General features: G+C 47.2%; 8 protein-coding genes. 3 read left to right on the top strand and 5 right to left on the bottom strand.

The window, feature by feature from the left end:
- The first annotated feature begins 1 nt into the window (after position 1).
- Entirely contained in the window at positions 2 to 1435 is a 1434-nt protein-coding gene (bglC, locus tag ACMX2I_RS20095; RefSeq protein ID WP_394716432.1) for a 6-phospho-beta-glucosidase, read from the top strand.
- A 36-nt stretch (positions 1436 to 1471) separates the two neighbouring features.
- On the opposite strand, the gene ACMX2I_RS20090 is transcribed toward bglC, so the two are convergent.
- From ACMX2I_RS20090 to hxlA, 5 genes are all read right to left on the bottom strand, one after another.
- Entirely contained in the window at positions 1472 to 1870 is a 399-nt protein-coding gene (locus ACMX2I_RS20090; RefSeq protein WP_414958137.1) for a competence protein ComJ, read from the bottom strand.
- A 27-nt stretch (positions 1871 to 1897) separates the two neighbouring features.
- Positions 1898 to 2347 (bottom strand): DNA-entry nuclease, encoded by a 450-nt coding sequence (gene nucA, locus ACMX2I_RS20085; RefSeq protein WP_148962957.1) that lies wholly within the window; start codon positions 2345 to 2347, stop codon positions 1898 to 1900.
- Positions 2348 to 2520: 173 nt separating this feature from the next.
- Positions 2521 to 4245 (bottom strand): methyl-accepting chemotaxis protein TlpC, encoded by a 1725-nt coding sequence (gene tlpC / locus ACMX2I_RS20080; RefSeq protein ID WP_414958136.1) that lies wholly within the window; start codon positions 4243 to 4245, stop codon positions 2521 to 2523.
- A gap of 112 nt (positions 4246 to 4357) precedes the next feature.
- Complete coding sequence (hxlB, locus tag ACMX2I_RS20075; protein WP_087993170.1) at positions 4358 to 4915, bottom strand: 6-phospho-3-hexuloisomerase; 558 nt, start codon at positions 4913 to 4915, stop codon at positions 4358 to 4360.
- Positions 4916 to 4919: 4 nt separating this feature from the next.
- Positions 4920 to 5552 (bottom strand): 3-hexulose-6-phosphate synthase, encoded by a 633-nt coding sequence (gene hxlA, locus ACMX2I_RS20070; RefSeq protein WP_414958135.1) that lies wholly within the window; start codon positions 5550 to 5552, stop codon positions 4920 to 4922.
- A 230-nt stretch (positions 5553 to 5782) separates the two neighbouring features.
- On the opposite strand from hxlA, the gene hxlR reads away from it, so the two are divergent.
- Both hxlR and srfAA read left to right on the top strand, forming a co-directional pair.
- Positions 5783 to 6145 (top strand): transcriptional activator HxlR, encoded by a 363-nt coding sequence (gene hxlR / locus ACMX2I_RS20065; RefSeq protein ID WP_087993172.1) that lies wholly within the window; start codon positions 5783 to 5785, stop codon positions 6143 to 6145.
- 573 nt (positions 6146 to 6718) lie between these two features.
- Positions 6719 to 17482 carry a surfactin non-ribosomal peptide synthetase SrfAA gene (srfAA, locus tag ACMX2I_RS20060; protein WP_414958134.1) on the top strand — a complete coding sequence of 3588 codons (10764 nt, stop codon included), beginning with the start codon at positions 6719 to 6721 and terminating at the stop codon, positions 17480 to 17482.

Below are 17482 nucleotides of genomic sequence, written 5' to 3'. Positions count from 1 at the left end.
TATGATCCACCAGCATCCAGAATCTTTTCCGAAACATTTTTTGTGGGGCTCTGCTTCTGCAGCGTACCAGATTGAAGGCGCTTGGAACGAAGAAGGCAAAGGCCCTTCTGTTTGGGACGTGTTTACAAAAATACCGGGCAAAACGTTTAAAGGAACCAACGGCGATATTGCGGTTGACCATTATCACCGTTATAAAGAAGATGTCGCTCTGATGGCTGAGATGGGCTTAAAAGCGTATCGATTTTCCGTCAGCTGGCCGCGGATTTTTCCAAAAGGAAAAGGGGAGATCAATGAAGCGGGCCTAGCGTTTTATGATCATTTGATTGCTGAATTGCTTTCTCATAACATCGAGCCGGTTCTGACTTTATATCACTGGGATTTGCCTCAGGCGCTTATGGACGAGTATGGCGGTTTTGAATCAAGAAACATCATAGAGGACTTTAATAACTACTGTATTACTCTTTATAAACGCTATAGAGACAGAGTGAAATACTGGGTTACGTTAAACGAACAGAACTACAATTTTAATCACGGCTTTATTACAGCCATGCATCCGCCTGGAGTGAAAGACAGAAAACGTTTTTACGAAGCAAACCACATTGCGTTTCTGGCTAATGCGAAAGCCATTGACTCTTTTAGGGAATATGTTCCTGAAGGCAAAATTGGTCCGAGCTTTGCTTATTCGCCGGCTTATCCTCTATCAAGCCATCCAGAGGATATACTGGCATTTGAAAATGCTGAAGAATTTATGAACAATTGGTGGCTGGATATGTACAGCTGGGGAACCTACCCGCAAATTCCTTTCCGTTATTTAGAAAAACAGGGCTGGGCACCAACAATCGAAGCGGGTGATATGGAGCTGCTTGCGAAAGGGAAGCCTGATTTTATAGGTGTCAATTATTATCAGACCATCACCTATGAACGAAATCCGCTTGATGGTGTGTCAGAAGGGAAAATGAATACAACAGGCCAAAAGGGGACCAATCAGGAAACAGGGATACCCGGGGTATTCAAAACGAAAAAAAATCCGCACCTGAAAACGAGCAACTGGGATTGGACAATTGACCCAATTGGATTGCGTATCGGCCTTCGCCGCATTACAAGCCGTTATCAGCTTCCAGTGTTTATCACAGAAAACGGTTTAGGTGAGTTTGATAAGGTTGAAGACGGTACTGTGCTGGATGATTATCGAATCGATTATTTGCGTTCGCATCTTGAGCAATGCAGACAGGCCATCAGCGACGGTGTCGATTTGATCGGCTATTGCAGCTGGTCATTTACTGATCTGTTAAGCTGGCTGAACGGCTACCAAAAAAGATACGGATTCGTTTATGTCAATCGCGATGAAGAACATACACATGATTTAAAACGCTTGAAGAAAAAAAGCTTTTATTGGTATCAGAATTTGATTAAGACGAATGGAGAAAGTTTATAAAGAGTCCCTGAGAGTCATTCTCTCAGGGCTTTTTCATTACACAGAAACAGCATCAATAATATAAGTGTCGGCATGAAAATCTGACCTCTCAGCCGGTACAGTCCAGCATGTCAATTGATAGTCTCCTTTAGGAAGATCAAAGGACAGCCTTTTAGACATAATACTTTCAATTTCAATTCCGTTCTCTGTGACATGAAAGGGAACAGTCACTTTTTTTTCGTAGGAGTCTACAGTTTCTGAACTGTTAAGACGCAAAAGAATAAAGGCCTTTGCATTTCTCTGCGCTTCAAAGGAAATGGCTCCGTCCGCCGAAGCATATCCTTTTTCAATGGCTTCGTCAGTCCAATCCATTACAGGAGGTGCAGAATCCTTTTGAAATACAGTAAATTGATGATATGAAATCGACAGTTCTTGCGGCTTCCATGACTTGATCAATGTGCTATTCCTCCTCTTTTAACATGTTTACTGAATTGTGAATAAAACCTTTGTGCCGTCGGGATAATCGGTAAGCTGATGCCCAACCCAAGAGCCTGCACCGCGGTTGTCAGCGGGAGAAATATATTCTACAGAAGCCCCCTCACCGCCTTCTTTGCACATGGCCATTGGCCATTCATCTCTGTCATACCCTGTTTTAGGAGGTACGTCTTTTAATGATTGCTCGCGGCGTTCTTCAGCTCCGTCTCTGTCGATGGTGCACACATCTGAGTGCCCCTCATTTATCGCATCCTTAATATGTTTGGCCGTTTCGGGATAACGGTCAGAAGGGAGGGCGATTGTTTCGTCATATTCTTTCGTTTGAGACGTTTTTTGATCAGTTGGGAAAAAGTCCCCCTTTATCAGGCCGACAGCTGCAGCTGCTATGACGACGATGACGAGAAGTAAAGTTTTTATGATGTCCATCGTGATGTTCACCTCCCGCTTTTAGCAACTTTAAAACTGACCCAAGAGTAATCCAGAAAGCGTTTGGTGTAAAGGTTGAAAAATTTTGTTTAACACTCATTTTATTGCTGAAATTGTAATTTTAGCAGGTCGAAATATTTGTTTTTAGTAATATGCTGTTTCTAATTTACAATAATGATACTGAGTCATCGGGCGTTTTCAGGTTGATCAATCATTTTAAATTGGCTTATGATACCGGTAAGCTCCTCAGCTAATTGGGATAGCGTTTCAGAAGCGGCAGTAATCTCTTCCATTGCAGCAAATTGCTCTTCTGTTAGTGCAGCCGCCTGCCGGGTATTTTCTGTAGATTCTTTTATGTCAGCCGTATTGGCTGCAAAGGAATCGTTTATGCTATGCGCACTGGCTGAGATGTTTGATACCGATGCTGATAAATCACTAATCTCGGCGCTGATTTCACCTGTTGCTGCTGCAATTTCCTTAAATGCATCTCTGGTGCGCTGAATCATAGTGACACCTTCTGCAGCCTCTGTTTTCACATGCTCAACAGATCCAGCAGATAGGTTCATATCATTTTGTATTTCTGTAACCAGTTTTGAAATCTGTCCCGCAGATTGTTGAGATTCTTCCGCTAATTTACGTACTTCATCGGCAACAACTGCAAAGCCTTTGCCATGTTCACCGGCTCTGGCAGCTTCAATCGCTGCATTTAGCGCAAGGAGGTTTGTCTGATCGGCAATTTGGGTGATGACGGATAAAATGTGTTCAATTTGTTTAGAGCGGCCGTCCAGCTGCTGTATGATTTCTCCGCTTTTCTGAATCGAATGGTGAATCGCATCCATTTGTGCCTGTACATTTAGAATTTCCTTTTGCCCAATGTCGGCTTTTGTTTGCGCAAGCTGTCCTTTGTCAGCAATTGCAGCCGTATTTGAAGAAATATCCCGAATGTCTGCTGAAGCTTGTCTTAGTGAGCTTTCACTGTTTTCAATTCGGTTGATCTGATGCTGAGCCCCGTTTGCAATGTGCTGTACAGCCTCTGTAATCTTTTCTGAAGCTTGATTTGTTTCCTCTGCTCCGGCTGAGAGCTGCTGAGAGGCGGATGCAAGCTGAAGGGCTGATTGCTGCACAGTTTGGATGGTATCATTCAGTTTCATTCTCATCTTATTGTAATAGACGCTGAGTTCTGATAGCTCGTCACCGGATTTGTCTGACACCTCTATTGTCATATCTCCGTTTCCGGCGCTTTCAAAGGCGAATTTTAAAGCGTTCAGCCGCTTATTGATCCTTCTGGTGAAAAGCAGGACAAGGATGACTGATACAATAATGACGATAACAAGAACGATAGCGAATTGAGTGAAGAGTGATTGCGTAAGTGATGCTAAAATGCTTTGATTGGCTCCTGTATACAGCATGCCGATGATATTCCCGTTTCGATCTTTTAAAGGCATGTATGCCGTCTGATAAGAAGAGCCTGCTACGTCTGCTTGTCCGTAGAATCGTTTTCCATTCTTTAAAACAGCGTCAGTAACTTCATTAGAAGCCTGAGTGCCAACAGCTCTTTCGCCGTTTTTCATGACATTGGTTGCAACACGAGTATTTCCTTGGAAAATAGTAACGGTATCACCTGTTTTTTCGCCAAGCAGATCAACGATATCTTCATTTCCGTTGATTAGTGTTTGCCCTTTATAAAGCTCATTGTTTTTTACATGCCAGGCCCCTGAAATGGCATCATCAATATAAACGCTGCTTAAAGCGAGGTCGCCTTTCGCTTTTTCAGTCGCCATTTGTTTCATGCTGTCTGTAATATCCTTAAGCATTACAATACCGACTGATATCGAAAACAAAAGAATAATCACGAAAACGAGACAGAGAATTTTAGTTCCGAGCTTAAGCTTTAGTTGTTTTATCAACATAATTCCTCCTTTTTATGATTTGTGGGTCATATTACTTATCGGGTTTTTGGATCCATAGGTTTATTTTTAGAAAATATAAAACCGGCCTGATCGCCAGGCCGGTTGTGTAACACTATTCTAGGTTTGCGTGGTAAGTGAACATGGTTTCAGAATTGAGTCCTTTTTTCTCCATGAGTTTTAAAATCACTGCATCATAGAATAGCAGTAAAGTTTGCTCAAATAATGAACCCATTGGCTGAATGGTTTTATCGCTTCCGTTTGACCGGTCTTTAGGAGAACCGGGCATTTTAACGATGAGATCCGCTTGTTTGCCAATGCTTGATTCCGGATTGATGGTTAAAGCGGCAACAGCCCCGTGTAAGCTTTTTGCTTTTGCTGCTGTATGGATCAGGCTCTTTGTCTCGCCTGATCCTGAACCGATAATGACGAGATCTCCTTTGCGGAGCGGGGGAGTGAGAATCTCACCGACGATATGAGCGTTGAAGCCCATGTGCCTCAATCTCATTGCGAAGGATTTTGCCATCAGGCCAGACCGCCCCGCTCCCGCAGTGAAAATTTGATTGGAAGAGAGAATGTGATCGGCAAGCTGATCTGCTTCTTCATCAGAAATATAAGCCGCTGAACGGTGTAACTCATTAAGAATTTCCGTTACGTATTCAGTCGTTTTCATATCATTATCCTTGGGCAATAAGCTGCTTCATTTTTGAAGCTGTTTCCGCTTTATCGGCTGCGCTTGTAATTCCGCCCCCAACAATGACAAGGTCAGGATTTTGTTTGACCACTTCTGGCAATGTATCAATTTTGATGCCGCCCGCAATTGCGGTTTTTGCGTTTTTAACGGTATTTTTGATAGTCGTTAATTCTTCGAAAGAGTTTTTGCCCTCTGCTTGAAGATCATATCCAGTGTGGACGCAGATGTAGTCAACACCGAGTGCGTCAATTTCTTTCGCGCGGGATTCAATATCTTTTACGTTAATCATGTCCACTAAGATTTTCTTCTTCTGTTTTTTAGCTTCTTCTACTGCTCCTTTAATTGTTGCATCGTCTGTAGCCCCTAAAACGGTGATGATGTCAGCGCCTGCTTCCGACGCTTTCATGATCTCGTATCCGCCGGCATCCATGATTTTTAGGTCTGCTAGAACCTTCAATTGTGGAAATGCCTCTTTTACTTCTTTAACGGCTCTGAGGCCTTCATTAATGACAACCGGTGTTCCGATCTCTACCACGTCGATGTATTGTTCCACTTCTTTGACGAGCTCGATGGCTTCCGGGATATTTACGAGGTCTAATGCTAGCTGTAATTCCATTGTTGATCCACTCCCTTTTCGAATTATTTTTCATTCTATAGGTTCTCTCTTTTGATGAGAAGTAGGCACTTTAAAGTCAACTAGTTACTTGGAGGATACTATGAGAAGAGGCAATCAGATTACTTTCGCTTGGTTTTATGAGTGAGTATAATAAAAAGGAGTCTGCAAAAAAGTAAGTAAGTGATGATACGTATCTAACATATAAAAAGTATGCTAAGGGGGGATTACTTTTGAGCCGGATGGACGACAAAAAGTTTAACTGTGAGAAGGAATTAACGCTTGCAGTGATCGGCGGTAAATGGAAAATGCTCATTTTGTGGCATTTAGGAAAAGAAGGTACAAAACGGTTCAATGAATTAAAAGCTTTGATTCCTGATATTACACAGAAGATCCTCGTGAATCAGCTGAGAGAGCTTGAGCAGGATATGATTGTTCACAGAGAAGTGTATCCGGTTGTCCCGCCGAAGGTTGAATATTCCTTGACCCCGCAAGGAGAAAGCCTGATGCCTATTCTTGATGCGATGTATGAGTGGGGGAAAGGTTATATGGAATTGATTGATATCGATAAAAATGTCATTAAGGAATCATTGTAAGGCGCTCTTCGCAGGGGTGTCTTTTTTTTGCCTGTTTTTCGGTTTTTGCGCGGTAACAGATGGGATGTAAAGAATTGTAAATGGCTTTCAGCAAATAAAGAAATTGAAAGGAGCAATACGTTTTAAGAATTTTTATTTTTCTGTAAATAATGTTAAGTGGAAATTGTTGCGGCATCCCGCAAAAATATCCCAGTAAATAAACTGGAATCTTTCGGTATACCGCATGAAACTTTTCACCTATTTTTCGGTGATAAAAACATTTTTTTCATTTAAAGTGAACGGTAGCAATGTAAAAAAATATTGAAAACAATGAATAAATAGCCAAAAATGTTTCGGGTTAGGATGAAGGGTTTTGCGGTCTTTATCCGCTTGTGTTAAACACTGCAAAGGTGATTGATGGCAGCCGTTTTGATAGCGGCAATCTGTTTTTGTTTGGATGCACTGCTTTTTAAGCGTAGTACTTTGGGCTTTTTCGGCTGTTAGTTCATAAGAATTAAACGCTTATATGGTTAAGAAAGGGAAATACGCTGCACATGTTCACTGCTTATTGAAGATTAGGGGAGGTATGACAATATGGAAATAACTTTTTACCCTTTAACAGATGCGCAAAAACGAATTTGGTATACAGAAAAATTTTATCCTCATACAAGTATTTCAAATCTTGCGGGGATTGGTAAGCTGGTTTCAACTGAAAAGGTTGACTGGGTGCTGGTTGAGCAGGCAATTCAAGAGTTTATCCGCAGAAATCACGCCATGCGCCTTCGTTTGCGGCTCGATGAAAATGGGGAGCCTGTTCAATATATAAGCGAGTATCGGCCTGTTGATATAAAACATACTGATACCACTGGAAATTCGAATGCGATAGAGTTTATTTCACAATGGAGCCGGGAGGAAACAAAAAAGCCTTTGCCGCTGTACGAGTGTGACTTATTCCGTTTTTCCACCTTCACCATCAAGGAAAATGAAGTGTGGTTTTACGTAAATGTTCATCATGTGATTTCTGATGGGATTTCTATGAATATTCTTGGAAATGCGATTATGCGCATTTATTTAGAATTAGCGGGCCGCTCAGAAACAAACGAAGGAATCTCGCATTCATTTATCGATCATGTTTTATCTGAACAGGATTATGCTCAATCAAAGCGGTTTGAAAAGGACAAGGCGTTTTGGAACAAGCAATTTGAAACGGTGCCTGAACTTGTTTCTCTAAAACGGAATGCTTCCGGTGGAGGGAGTTTAGATGCTGAGAGGTTCTCTAAGGATGTGCCTGAAGCGCTTCATCAGCAGATCCTATCGTTTTGTGAGGCAAACAAGGTCAGTGTTCTTGCGGTGTTTCAATCGGTGCTTGCCGCCTATTTGTACAGAGTCAGCGGCCAGAATGATGTCGTGACGGGAACCTTTATGGGCAACCGGACAAATGCGAAAGAGAAGCAGATGCTTGGCATGTTTGTTTCCACAGTTCCGCTCCGGACAAACATTGACGGCGGGCAGGCGTTCTTAGACTTTGTCAAAGACCGGATGAAGGATCTCATGAAAACACTTCGTCACCAAAAGTACCCGTATAACCTCCTGATCAACGATTTGCGTGAAACAAAGAGCTCTCTGACCAAGCTGTTTACGGTTTCTCTTGAATATCAGGTGATGCAGTGGCAGAAAGAAGAAGAACTTGCCTTTTTGACTGAACCGATTTTCAGCGGAAGCGGATTAAATGATGTTTCGATTCATGTAAAGGATCGATGGGATACTGGGAAGCTTACCATTGATTTTGATTACCGCACTGATTTGTTTTCACGTGAAGAAATCAACATTGTTTGTGAACGAATGATTGCGATGCTCGAGAATGCGTTATTGCATCCAGATCATACAATTGATGAATTAACGCTGATTTCTGAAGCGGAAAAAGAGAAGCTCTTTGCGAGGGCCGGCGGTGAACCTGTCAGCTATCGCAAGGGCATGACGATTCCAGAGCTGTTCCAAGAACAGGCTGAACTGCTTTCTGATCACCCGGCTGTTGTTTTTGAAGATCGAACATTGTCCTATCGAACGTTACATGAACAATCTGCACGCATCGCCAATGTGCTGAAACAGAAAGGGGTTGGCCCAGACAGACCTGTCGCGGTTCTGATTGAACGCTCTGAACGGATGATTACGTCTATCATGGGGATTTTAAAGGCCGGCGGAGCCTATGTGCCAATTGATCCCGGATTTCCGGCGGAACGCGTGCAATATATTTTGGAGGACTGCGGGCCGGATGTCATCCTGACTGAATCGGGGATTGCGGCTCCTGCAACTGATGCTGAGCTGATTGATTTTGATCAGGCGATTGCGGAAGGTGCAGACGAAATTCCGGCTGCTGATATAAACGCATGGAACCTTGCCTACATTATTTACACATCGGGAACAACCGGACGTCCGAAAGGCGTTATGATCGAGCATCGCCAGGTCCATCACTTGGTTGAATCTTTGCAGCAGACGATTTACCAAAACGGCAGCCAAACGCTGCGGATGGCATTGCTTGCGCCGTTCCACTTTGATGCGTCAGTGAAGCAGATTTTCGCGTCGCTTCTTTTGGGACAGACTCTTTACATCGTACCGAAGAAAACAGTGACGAACGGGTCTGCTCTTGCCGCGTATTATCGCAGGCACAACATTGAGGCAACGGACGGGACACCGGCCCACCTGCAAATGCTGATAGCGGCGGGCGATCTCAGCGGCCTCAAACTGAAGCATATGCTGATCGGAGGAGAGGGCCTATCGTCTGTTGTTGCGGACAAGTTGCTGAAGCTGTTTAAAGAAGCAGGCGCGTCGCCGTGTTTGACCAATGTGTACGGGCCGACTGAAACGTGTGTTGACGCGTCCGTTCATCCGGTTATCCCGGAGAGTGCTGTTCAATCAGCGTATGTGCCGATCGGGAAAGCGCTGGGGAATAACCGCTTATATATTTTAGACCAAAAAGGCCGGCTGCAGCCGGAAGGCGTGGCGGGCGAGCTTTACATCGCTGGCGATGGTGTCGGCCGAGGCTATTTGCATTTGCCTGAATTGACGGCTGAAAAGTTTTTACAAGATCCATTTGTGCCAAGCGATCGCATGTACCGGACCGGAGACGTGGTGCGCTGGCTGCCAGATGGAACAATCGAATATTTAGGAAGAGAGGATGACCAGGTAAAAGTCCGTGGATACCGGATTGAGCTTGGAGAAATTGAAGCCGTGATTCAGCAGGCGCCAGACGTTGCGAAAGCCGTTGTTTTGGCACGTCCTGACGAACAGGGAAATCTTGAGGTTTCCGCATATGTTGTGCAGAAGCCTGGCAGCAAATTCGCTCCGGCCAGCCTGCGGGAACATGCGGCCAGACAGCTTCCTGACTATATGGTGCCGGCTTACTTTACTGAAATGACAGAAATCCCGCTCACGCCAAGCGGCAAAGTCGACCGCCGCCAGCTGTTTGCACTAGAGGTGAAGGCGGTCAGCAGCACGGCCTATACGGCGCCTCGCAATGAGACGGAGAACGCAATCGCAGCCATTTGGCAGGACGTGCTGAATGTTGAGAAGGCGGGGATCTTTGACAATTTCTTTGAAACGGGCGGCCATTCATTGAAGGCCATGACGCTTTTAACAAAGATTCATAAGGAAACAGGCGCTGACATTCCGCTTCAATACTTGTTTGAGCATCCGACGATTGCGGCTCTTGCAGAGGAAGCCGAACACAGAGAAAGCCGGACATTTGCAGCGATTGAACCTGCGGAAAAACAGGAGCATTACCCGCTTTCGTTGGCACAGCAGCGAACTTATATCGTCAGCCAGTTTGAGGATGCGGGTGTCGGCTACAACATGCCGGCGGCAGCGATTTTGGAAGGGCCTTTAGAGATTCAAAAGCTGGAGCGCGCATTTCAAGAGCTAATCCGCCGCCACGAGTCTTTGAGGACGTCATTTGTTCTTGAAAACAGCACGCCGAGTCAGAAAATTCATGACAGCGTCGATTTCAACATCGAGGTGATTGAAAGAGGCGGCCGCTCCGATGAGGCAATAATGACTTCATTCGTACGGAGATTTGATCTGGCGAAAGCGCCGCTGTTCAGAATCGGCTTGATGGAGCTTGAAGAGAACCGTCATATGCTTCTGTTTGACATGCATCATTTGATTTCTGACGGTGTGTCCATCGGCATTATTTTGGAGGAGTTAGCACGGATATACAAAGGCGAACAGCTTCCTGAACTTCGTCTTCAGTATAAGGACTACGCCGTGTGGCAAAGCGGCCAGGCTGCTGAAGGATACCGGAAGGACGGGGCGTATTGGAAGGAAGTCTTTGCGGGCGAGCTTCCGGTGCTTCAGCTGCTGTCCGATTATCCGAGACCGCCTGTTCAAAGTTTTGAAGGGGATCGGGTGTCAATCAAGCTGGATGCGGGATTAAAGGATCGTTTAAATCGTTTGGCTGAACAAAATGGCGCCACGCTGTATATGGTGATGCTGTCCGCTTACTATACGCTTTTGTCAAAGTATACGGGACAGGATGACATCATTGTCGGAACGCCGTCAGCGGGCAGAAACCACTCTGATACAGAGGGCATTGTCGGGATGTTCGTCAATACGCTCGCGATACGCAGTGAAGTGAAGCAGGACGAGACGTTTACCCATTTGATCACGCGTGTCCGTAAACAGGTGCTGGATGCCTTTTCTCATCAGGACTATCCGTTTGAGTGGCTTGTTGAAGACTTGAACATTCCGCGTGATGTAAGCAGACATCCTCTGTTTGACACGATGTTCAGCCTTCAAAATGCGACAGAGGGCATTCCGGCTGTCGGCGATCTGGCCTTGTCTGTTCATGAGACCAACTTCAAGATTGCCAAATTTGATTTGACGGTACAGGCGAGAGAAACGGATGAAGGCATTGAGCTTGATTTGGACTACAGCACGAAGCTGTTTAAACAAAGCACGGCTGAAAGGCTGCTTACGCATTTTGCGCGTGTGCTTGAAGATGCCGCGGCTGAGCCTGAGAAACAGATATCTGAATACAAGCTTCTTTCTGAAGAGGAGGCTGCTTCGCAAATTCAGCAGTTTAACCCGGGAAGAACACTTTATCCGAAAGACAAAACGATTGTTCAGCTGTTTGAAGAGCAAGCAGCGAAAACGCCAGACTATCCTGCACTTCAATATGAAGGCGAATCACTCACTTATCGTGAGCTGAATGAACGGGCCAATCGTTTAGCCCGCGGAATTCTTTCTTGTGGAGCAGGAGAAGGCAGAACAGCGGCTGTCTTATGCGAGCGGTCAATGGACATGATTGTGTCGATTCTCGCGGTTTTAAAAGCTGGCTCGGCTTATGTTCCGATTGATCCGGAACATCCGGTTCAGCGGATGCAGCATTTCTTCCGCGACAGCGGAGCGAAGGTGCTTCTCACCCAGAAAAAATTAAAGGCTTTAGCAGAAGAAGCCGAATTTGGCGGCGTTATCGTACTTGCAGATGAGGAAGAAAGCTATCGTGCTGATGCGCAAAATCTCGCACTGCCTCTTCATTCAACGGCAATGGCCAACCTGACGTATACGTCAGGAACGACAGGGACACCAAAGGGAAATATCGTGACACACGCCAATATTCTGCGCACGGTGAAGGAAACGAATTATCTCAGCATTACAGAACAGGATACGATTCTCGGGCTTTCCAATTACGTGTTTGACGCGTTTATGTTTGATATGTTCGGTTCTTTGTTAAACGGAGCCAAGCTTGTGCTGATACCGAAAGAAACCGTTCTGGATATGGCTCGCCTGTCTCGTGTCATTGAGCGGGAGAACATCAGCATTCTCATGATTACAACGGCTTTGTTCCACCTGCTTGTCGACATGAATCCGGCGTGCTTGTCAACGCTGCGCAAGATTATGTTTGGCGGGGAGCGGGCTTCGGTTGAGCATGTAAGAAAGGCTTTGCAAACGGTTGGAAAAGGCAAGCTCCTTCACATGTACGGACCGTCTGAAAGCACGGTTTTCGCGACGTATCATCCGGTTGATGAATTGGAGGAGCACACACTGTCTGTGCCGATTGGAAAACCGGTCAGCAATACGGAAGTATACATCCTTGACCGGGCGGGACACGCGCAGCCTGCCGGGATCGCCGGGGAGCTTTGCGTTAGCGGCGAAGGCCTCGTGAAAGGCTATTACAACCGTCCCGAACTGACTGAGGAGAAATTCGTTCCGCATCCGTTTACATCCGGCGAACGCATGTATAAAACAGGTGACCTTGCCAGATGGCTGCCGAATGGCGACATCGAATTTATCGGGCGGATCGACCATCAGGTGAAAATTCGCGGACAGCGCATCGAGCTTGGGGAAATCGAACATCAGCTGCAAACCCACGACCGCGTGCAGGAGACTGTCGTGCTTGCTGTTGATCAAGGAGCGGGAGACAAGCTGCTCTGCGCGTACTTTGTCGGAGAGGGAGAAATCTCATCTCAAGAGCTAAGAGAGCATGCGGCGAAGGATCTGCCGGCTTACATGGTTCCTGCGGTGTTTATTCAAATGGACGAGCTGCCGCTGACCGGAAACGGAAAAATCGACCGGAGAGCGCTGCCGCTTCCTGATGCCAACGTCTCAAGAGGTGTGTCATATGTAGCGCCTCGAAATGAAACGGAACAAAAAGTCGCAAACATTTGGGCGCATGTGCTTCAGGCTGAAAAGGTCGGCGTTTATGACCAATTCTTTGATATCGGCGGACATTCATTAGCAGGCATGAAGATGATTGCCGTGGTTCATCAGGAACTGGGTGTTGAGCTGTCACTCAAAGATCTTTTCCAGTCACCGACGGTTGAGGGCTTGGCACAGGTGATTGCCTCTGCTGAAAAAGGGGCGGCCATCAGCATCAGCCCGGCAAAGAAACAAGATACGTATCCTGTTTCTTCACCGCAAAAACGGATGTACGTGCTCCAGCAGCTTGAAGGAGCGCAAACGAGCTATAACATGCCTGCGGTTCTGCGCCTTGCAGGTGAGCTTGATGTTGAAAGGCTTAACAGCGTCATGCAGCAGTTGATGCAGCGTCATGAAGCCTTTAGAACCACGTTTGAAATAAAAGATGGAGAAACGGTGCAGCGGATCTGGGAAGAAGCTGAATGTGAGATGGCCTATTTCGAAGCCGCAGAAGAAGAGACAGAGCAGATCGTTTCTGAGTTTATCAAGCCTTTCAAAATCGATCGGCTTCCGCTGTTCAGAATGGGGCTGATCAAGCTTTCAGAAACTGAGCATCTGCTGCTGTTTGATATGCACCATATTATTTCAGACGGAGCGTCTGTCGGCGTGCTGATTGAGGAGCTTTCGAAGCTGTACGACGGAGAAACCCTTGAGCCGCTCAGCATTCAATATAAGGATTATGCCGTGTGGCAGCAGCAGTTCATTCAGTCCGAGCTTTACAAGAAGCAAGAGGATCATTGGCTGAAGGAGCTGAACGGAGAGCTGCCAGTGCTGACGCTTCCGACTGACTGCAGCAGGCCTGCCGTTCAAACATTTGAGGGAGACCGCATTGCATTTTCATTAGAAGCAGGAAAAGCTGATGCTCTGCGCAGACTTGCAAAAGAAACGGATTCCACGCTGTACATGGTGCTTCTGGCTTCATACAGTGCGTTTTTATCGAAGCTAAGCGGTCAGCACGATATTATCGTCGGTTCACCTGTAGCCGGGCGCTCTCAAACAGACGTCAGCCGCATTATCGGAATGTTCGTCAATACATTGGCGCTGCGTACGTATCCGAAGGGTGAAAAGACGTTTGCTGACTATCTCAGTGAAGTGAAAGAAACCGCGCTCAATGCTTTTGATGCGCAGGATTACCCGCTTGAGGACCTGATCGGAAACTTGCAGGTTCAGCGTGACACGAGCAGAAATCCGCTATTCGACGCCGTATTTTCAATGCAAAATGCGAACATCAAGGATCTGACGATGAAAGGGATTCAGCTTGAGCCTCATCCGTTTGAACGGAAAACGGCCAAGTTTGATATCACGCTGACGGCTGATGAAACGGACGGAGGGCTTACGTTCGTATTTGAATACAATACAGCGTTGTTTAAGCCGGAAACAATCGAACGATGGAAGCGATACTGGATGCAGCTTCTAGTCGCGGTCACCGACAACCCGAACCAGCCGCTTTCCAGCCTGTCACTCGTCACCGAAACAGAAAAACAAACGCTTCTCGAGGCATGGAAAGGCAAAACATTGCCTGTGCCGACAGACAAAACCGTTCATCAGCTATTCGAAGAAACGGCTCAGCGCCACAAAGACCGTCCGGCTGTCACATACAACGGCCAGTCGTGGACGTACGGCGAGCTGAATGCCAAGGCGAATCGTCTTGCCCGGATTTTGATCGACTGCGGTATCAGCGCGGATGAGCGCGTCGGCGTTCTCACGAAGCCGTCGCTGGAAATGGCAGCCGCGGTGCTCGGCGTCTTAAAGGCGGGGGCGGCGTTTGTGCCGATTGATCCTGACTATCCGGATCAGCGGATTGACTACATTTTACAAGACAGCGGCGCGAAGATTCTCTTGAAACAGGAAGGCATCGCAGTGCCGGACAGCTATACGGGAGAGGTTATTCTTCTTGATGGCGACCGCACGATTCTAAGCCTGCCGCTTGATGAAAACGACGAGGAAGATCCGCTCACAGCTACAAAAGCGGAGAACCTCGCGTACATGATTTACACGTCAGGAACGACCGGACAGCCGAAGGGTGTCATGGTCGAGCACCATGCGCTTGTGAACCTGTGCTTTTGGCACCATGACGCGTTCAGCATGACAGCGGAGGACCGCAGTGCGAAGTACGCGGGCTTTGGATTCGACGCCTCCATTTGGGAGATGTTCCCGACGTGGACAATCGGCGCCGAACTTCACGTCATTGATGAAGCGATCCGCCTCGATATCGTCCGCCTGAACGACTATTTTGAAACGAATGGCGTAACGATCACGTTCCTGCCGACGCAGCTGGCGGAACAGTTCATGGAGCTTGAGAACACGTCACTCCGCGTCCTCTTGACCGGAGGAGACAAGCTGAAACGCGCGGTCAAACAGCCGTACAAGCTCATCAACAACTACGGGCCGACAGAAAATACAGTCGTCGCCACAAGCACAGAGATCAATCCGGAGGAAGGCTCACTTTCCATCGGGCGGGCGATCGCCAATACGAGAGTTTACATTCTCGGCGAGGGCAATCAGGTGCAGCCGGAAGGCGTGGCCGGAGAGCTTTGCGTGGCGGGTCGCGGGCTGGCGCGCGGCTATCTGAACAAGGAAGACGAAACCGCGAAGCGGTTTGTCGCCGATCCGTTTGTGCCGGGTGAACACATGTACCGCACCGGCGATTTGGTGAAATGGGTGAACGGCGGCATCTCGTACATCGGCCGGATCGACCAGCAGGTCAAGGTCCGCGGCTACCGGATCGAGCTGTCAGAAATTGAAGTCCAGCTCGCTCAGCTTTCTGAGGTGCAGGATGCGGCGGTGACAGCTGTGAAGGATAAAGGCGGCAATACAGCGATCGCGGCGTATGTCACACCAGAAACAGCTGACATAGAAGCACTGAAATCAGCACTGAAAGAAACCTTGCCGGATTACATGATCCCGGCGTTCTGGGTGACATTAAATGAACTTCCGGTTACGGCAAACGGCAAAGTAGACCGCAAATCCCTGCCTGAGCCGGACATCGAAGCGGGAAGCGGAGAATATAAAGCGCCGACGACCGACATGGAAGAGCTGCTTGCCGGCATTTGGCAGGATGTGCTCGGCATTTCGGAGATCGGTGTCAGTGACAATTTCTTCTCACTCGGCGGAGATTCCATCAAAGGAATTCAGATGGCGAGCCGCTTGAACCAGCACGGCTGGAAGCTGGAAATGAAAGATCTCTTCCAGCACCCGACAATCGAGGAGCTCACCCAATACGTGGAGCGTGCCGAAGGCAAACAGGCGGACCAAGGGCCTGTGGAAGGCGAAGCCATTCTGACGCCGATCCAGCACTGGTTCTTTGAAAAGAACTTCACGAACAAGCACCACTGGAACCAATCGGTGATGCTTCACGCCGCGAAGGGCTTTGACCCTGAACGGGTGGAGAAAACGCTGAAGGCGCTGATCGAACACCATGACGCGCTCCGCATGGTTTATCGTGAGAAAACGAAAGAGGTCGTTCAATATAACAGAGGACTTGATGCTGCTTTAGCTCAATTGGAGATCATCCACATTGAGGGCCAAGCGAAAGATCATGAAGACCGCATAGAGAGAGAAGCGGAACGGCTGCAAAGCAGCATTGGCTTACAGGAAGGCGGCTTGTTAAAAGCTGGCTTGTTCCAAGCGGAAGATGGAGACCACTTGCTTCTTGCCATTCATCACTTAGTGGTAGACGGCGTGTCGTGGCGGATTTTACTGGAGGATTTCGCCGCGGTTTATACACAGCTTGAGCAAGGCAATGAACCGGTTCTCCCGCAGAAAACACATTCATTTGCGGAGTATGCGGAGAGATTGCAAGACTTCGCGAATTCCAAAGCCTTTTTGAAAGAAAAAGAGTATTGGAGACAGCTTGAAGAACAGACTGTCGCGGCAAAGCTTCCGAAGGATCGCGAATCTGGTGATCAGCGAATGAAACATACAAAGACAATCGAATTCTCGCTGACTGCTGAAGAGACAGAACAGCTCACCACAAAGGTGCATGAGGCATATCACACAGAAATGAATGATATTTTGCTGACGGCATTCGGATTGGCGATGAAGGAGTGGACAGGTCAGGATCGAGTAAGTGTTCATTTAGAGGGGCATGGACGTGAAGAAATCATAGAAGACCTGACCATTTCCCGCACAGTCGGCTGGTTTACGAGCATGTACCCGATGGTGCTCGATATGAAGCATGCGGATGATCTGGGCTACCAGCTGAAGCAAATGAAAGAAGATATCAGACATGTACCGAATAAGGGAGTCGGATACGGCATTCTGCGCTATCTGACGGCGCCGGAACACAAAGAAGATGTGGCGTTCTCGATTCAGCCGGATGTCAGCTTTAACTATTTAGGACAGTTCGATGACATGTCGGACGCAGGCTTGTTCAAGAGATCAGAGCTGCCGTCAGGGCAGTCGTTAAGCCCGGAAACAGAAAAACCGAACACGCTCGATGTTGTCGGATATATCGAAAACGGAAAACTGACGATGTCACTGGCCTATCATTCTCTTGAGTTTCATGAAAGAACGATACAGACATTCAGCGACAGTTTTAAAGCCCATCTTCTCGGAATCATTGAACATTGCCTATCTCAAGATGGAACGGAACTGACGCCGAGTGACCTTGGCGACGACGATTTGACGCTGGATGAACTAGATAAATTAATGGAAATTTTCTAA

The organism is Bacillus sp. SW14, from assembly GCF_047608225.1.
GTDB classification, from domain to species: domain Bacteria; phylum Bacillota; class Bacilli; order Bacillales; family Bacillaceae; genus Bacillus; species Bacillus subtilis_G.
Note: the sequence above shows the minus strand (reverse complement) of the source record. Positions and strands in the feature narration are given on the sequence as shown.

Bases quoted from the DNA above. Each gene is read 5' to 3' on its own strand.
- bglC (WP_394716432.1), top strand. From the start codon at position 2: ATGATCCACCAGCATCCAGAATCTTTTCCGAAACATTTTTTGTGGGGC.
- tlpC (WP_414958136.1), bottom strand. From the start codon at position 4,245: ATGTTGATAAAACAACTAAAGCTTAAGCTCGGAACTAAAATTCTCTGT.
- hxlB (WP_087993170.1), bottom strand. From the start codon at position 4,915: ATGAAAACGACTGAATACGTAACGGAAATTCTTAATGAGTTACACCGT.
- hxlA (WP_414958135.1), bottom strand. From the start codon at position 5,552: ATGGAATTACAGCTAGCATTAGACCTCGTAAATATCCCGGAAGCCATC.
- srfAA (WP_414958134.1), top strand. From the start codon at position 6,719: ATGGAAATAACTTTTTACCCTTTAACAGATGCGCAAAAACGAATTTGG.